Genomic DNA, 4,304 nt, shown 5'->3' with positions numbered 1-4,304 from the left:
CTAACATGGCACCAAGTGAACGCAGTAATGTGTTCGCTTTTCGAATCTACAATTTCTCTCCAGTTTGTATAAATATAGGTAGAGCAGCACAGATAATTACAGATAAAACTAGACTCGTTAAGGAAGATGAGAACGTAAAAAAATAGAGGTTATATGAATCAATTAATTTCAATTGGACCACTAGAATCCTTCCTAATCGCGATTAGTGTTTTGTTTCTAGGTCATTTCGTCAATGCAAAGCTTCCTGTTCTCAAAAAGTACAATATCCCAGAGCCCATTGTCGGCGGCTTGATTGTCGCTTTTGCTATTACAGCCCTGCACTTTAACGGCCTTGATCTTGAGTTTTCTTTGCCCTTGCAGAACACATTTATGTTGATGTTCTTTGCAACGGTCGGCCTTGCAGCTAACTACACACAGCTGATGAAAGGTGGTGCCAAGGTATTCCTATTCTTAGGGGTGGCTTCGGTTTACATCATTATCCAAAACGGTGTAGGCGTAACCTTAGCAACGACACTAGGCCTTGAGCCCTTGATGGGTTTGATTGCTGGCTCTATCACCCTTTCGGGTGGTCACGGTACAGGCGCGGCTTGGTCTCAAACTTTTGCAGACACGTTTGGCATTGCAAATACGTTAGAAATCGCAATGGCTTCAGCGACCTTTGGTTTGATCATCGGTGGTATTATCGGTAGCCCAGTGGCGCAAAAGCTGATTGATAAAAACCAGCTTGAATCTGAGTACGGTACTGGCACGCAAACGCACGAACGCTTCCCTGAACTTGTTACTTATAACGAGTATGAAGAAGACAAAGTGACGGCGAAGAAGGTGATTGAGGTGTTGTTCATCCTTCTTATCTGTATCACAGGTGCGAAGTACCTAGAGCAGTGGGTGGCGACTTTTGAAATTTCTTGGTTGATGATTCCTGACTTCGTTTACGCGTTGTTTATCGGTGTGTTCATCACTAACGTGTTTGAAGTGACCAAGCTGCATAAGACTGACAGCGAAACGGTCGATATTCTTGGTACGGTGTCATTGTCACTGTTCCTAGCAATGGCGCTAATGAGCCTTAAGCTTTGGAACATCTTTGACCTTGCGATTCCGTTCTTGGTTATCCTTGCGGTTCAGGCGGTGGTGTTAGGTATCTTCTCTTACTTTGTGACGTTTAAAGTAATGGGTTCTAACTACGACGCAGCGGTTATGGCAGGTGGTCACTGTGGTTTCGGCCTAGGTGCAACACCAACAGCGGTAATGAACATGGGCTCTTTGGTGAACCGTTTTGGTCCATCGCCACAAGCCTTCATGGTGGTGCCAATTGTTGGTGCCTTCTTTATCGATATCGTTAACCTGATTATCCTTCAAGGTTACATCTCGTTTATCGGTTAATGTTCGCCTTTGCTTAAACGCGATGAGCTCATCGCACTAAGATGAACACAAGAAAGCCAGTCTGTTGACTGGCTTTTTTATTGCTTGCTTATACTCGAGTTGCTCTAGTATAAGCATCAAATTTTCCCGAATTTGATGTGTATTTTTGCGTTGAATACAGCCGAACATATGTAATGAGTCGACTGCTTTTACACCTTTGTACTTATGATGGTGAACTGATTTGCAACTCCTTTAGTAAAGGAAATGCAGCCTTGATGTGCTCTCCCGTGACAATGAATCCAACCAACTGGTTATCTTCATTGAAGCCTTTGGCGACAATGCCTTTAGGATCGAATCGAGTTTCCCAGCTCTGAGCTGTGTGAATATCGCGCCCTGCCAGCTGAATCGGGTAACTCGGTGTTTTCACCTTGGTGATCATATGAGGCAAGCTGAGCTTTGCATCGCCCACTTTGATCTCGCCTTTATCCTTAGTTAACTGCTTGGCCAACACGTTTGCCGATAAGATTGCTGGCTGCAAATAGGCCATCACGCGCCCTTCAATTTCAGCGCAATCACCAATCGCATACACATTTTCGACACTGGTTCTCATGATGGTATCGACCACAACCCCTTTGTTTACTTCTATTCCCGCTTGTGTGGCTAACTGCGTGTTTGGTCTTAGCCCTGCTGCGGCAATCACGATATCGGTTCGTATCAATCGAGAAGAATTGGTTTGCAACCTCACTCCATCAGAAAGATACGTTGCGCGACACACTGCAGAATCGGTTTCGACGGTAACCCCTGCTTTTGTCAGTTCCCTTTCCAATTCAAGCGAAACGAAAGGTGGCACTAGGTTATTCAATAGATAACTTGCGGGTTCGATAATCGTGACATCTTTACCCGCAGTTTGAAGGTCGAATGCGAGCTCGACCCCAATCAAGCCTCCACCCATCACGGTGATGCGTTGAGCGCCATCGATCTGAGCTTTGTGTTTATCGAACTCTTCCAAACTATTTAACGTAATGGTTGCGCTGCGTTTAAGCCCTTCCGCTGGTGGTATAAAAGGCGTCGCGCCCGTCGCTAATACCAACTTTGAATAGTGGATAGATTGGCCATCAACATGAACACACTGCTGCTCAATATCTATCTCGCTCACAAGTGCTTTGGTTTTGATGACTACGTTGTAGTGCTCTGCCAATTGTTGAGCGTTATGTACTGCCAGTGTTTCCGGCGTTTGTTCCTGACTGAACGCGTGCGAAAGATTCGGCTTACTGTACTCAACCCCGGCATCGGCGGTGATCATAGTAATCGCGATATCTTGGTCAAGCTTACGTACCATCTTGATGGTTTGTAGGGCAGCGAAACCGCCACCCACAATAACAATGTTCGACATGCTACTTCTCCACAAACACTTCTTTACCTAAATGGCATTCAGGGCAAAGGAAATCATCAGGTACTTGCGCCCAAGGAGTTCCAGGCTCGACGCCTTGGTAGGGTTCGCCCAACTGTGGGTCGTACACCCATTCGCATACTGTGCAACGCCAGCAAGTGCAATCTGCACTGTGTACTGGCTTGTCTTGCGCTTCTTCTTGCTTCTGCTCTGTTGTGTCTTTGAGCTCGGCAGTGGTGTTTGCCGGTGCTGGTGTGGCTTCAAGCGGTGTTACATTTCGTGATACTTGTTTCGGTGTGCTCACTTCATCTGCTTCTACACGCCAAACCTCGGCCAGTGTCATGCCGTAATCGATACATTGGCGAAGAGCGTCTGTGTCTGGTTTCCAATGGATGTGTTGCGGAGCACTGACTTCGAAGTTGGCTTCATGTAAGCGAGCGTCGATACGTTTTACCGCGCCGCCTGTCCAACCTGAAGAGCCAAATGCAGCGGCTCTTTTACCTGAAAAACGTAAGCCGTGGATCTCTTCTAGTAGTGCAGCGATTTGCGGCATCATCACATTGTTCATGGTCGATGAACCAACAAGCACACCCTTTGAACGGAAGATATTGGCAAGGATGTCATTCTTATCGTGCTTAGAGATATTAAAGACTTTGATTGCTGTTTCTGGGCTGCCTTTACGGATACCTTTTGCGATTGCGTCAGCCATCATGCGAGTGTTGTTCGACATGGTGTCGTAGACAATGGTGATACGATCTTCTTTGTAGGCTTTAGACCACTCGTAGTATTGCTCAACAATTTGCGTCGCGTTGTCACGCCAAATACAGCCATGAGAGGTTGCGATAACATCGATAGGCACACCTAAGCTCAATACTTCTTCTATCTTCGCTTTCACCAAAGGCGCGAAAGGTGTGAGGATGTTCGAGAAGTAACGCAGACATTGATCATGAAGCTCGACTTGGTCTAGCTGATCGTTGAATAGGTTTTCATCACAGTAGTGCTGACCGAACGCATCGTTACTGAACAGGATCTCGTCACCTGTGAGGTATGTTGCCATTGAGTCTGGCCAGTGCAGCATTTTCATCTCAACAAAGATGAGTTGCTTACCGTTACCGACATCAAGAGTGTCACCGGTTTTGACGGTTCTGAAATTCCAGTTTGGTTGGTGGTGGTGACCAACAATGGAGTTTACACCTGCTTCAGTGCAATAAACCGGCGTGTTCGGAATTTTAGCAAGCAGCGCAGAGAGAGCGCCTGAGTGGTCTTCTTCGGCGTGCTGACAAATGATGTAGTCGATCTCATTGATATCGATTTCCATCTCTAGGTTTGCAAGGAATTGTTCAGTAAAGCGATGATCAACGGTATCAACAAGCACCGTTTTCTCTTCACGAATCAGGTACGAGTTATAGCTGGTACCTTTGTTCATGTGGTATTCCTTACCATGGAAGTGTTCTGTTTCCCAATCGTGGACGCCAACCCAGTGAACATTTGATTTAACGTGAATAGTCATAATGATAATACCTTATTTAAATATCTAAGGTCATCAATGCACTAG

The 4,304-nt window shown here is 46.0% G+C and carries 3 protein-coding genes; 1 reads left to right on the top strand and 2 read right to left on the bottom strand.

Going from position 1 to position 4,304, the window contains the following annotated elements:
• Positions 1-153 precede the first annotated feature (153 nt).
• Positions 154-1,380 (top strand): sodium/glutamate symporter, encoded by a 1,227-nt coding sequence (gene gltS, locus AB4496_RS03760; protein WP_012601220.1) that lies wholly within the window; start codon positions 154-156, stop codon positions 1,378-1,380.
• Between the two features lie 202 nt (positions 1,381-1,582).
• Here gltS and norW read toward each other — a convergent pair whose 3' ends face one another.
• Positions 1,583-2,752, bottom strand: a complete 1,170-nt coding sequence (gene norW / locus AB4496_RS03755) for an NADH:flavorubredoxin reductase NorW (protein ID WP_102257681.1) — start codon at positions 2,750-2,752, stop codon at positions 1,583-1,585.
• 1 nt (position 2,753) lies between these two features.
• Positions 2,754-4,259, bottom strand: coding sequence for an anaerobic nitric oxide reductase flavorubredoxin (norV, locus tag AB4496_RS03750; RefSeq protein WP_102257680.1), 1,506 nt, complete (start codon positions 4,257-4,259; stop codon positions 2,754-2,756).
• Between the last annotated feature and the right edge of the window lie 45 nt (positions 4,260-4,304).

The sequence above is a fragment of the Vibrio sp. 10N.222.46.A1 genome (assembly GCF_041473595.1).
In the GTDB taxonomy this organism is placed as follows: Bacteria; Pseudomonadota; Gammaproteobacteria; order Enterobacterales; family Vibrionaceae; genus Vibrio; species Vibrio tasmaniensis_A.
This window is presented reverse-complemented; position numbering and strand designations above follow the sequence as displayed.

Excerpts from the sequence above, each read along its gene's own strand:
- gltS (WP_012601220.1), top strand. The coding sequence starts at position 154 with ATGAATCAATTAATTTCAATTGGACCACTAGAATCCTTCCTAATCGCG.
- norW (WP_102257681.1), bottom strand. The coding sequence starts at position 2,752 with ATGTCGAACATTGTTATTGTGGGTGGCGGTTTCGCTGCCCTACAAACC.
- norV (WP_102257680.1), bottom strand. The coding sequence starts at position 4,259 with ATGACTATTCACGTTAAATCAAATGTTCACTGGGTTGGCGTCCACGAT.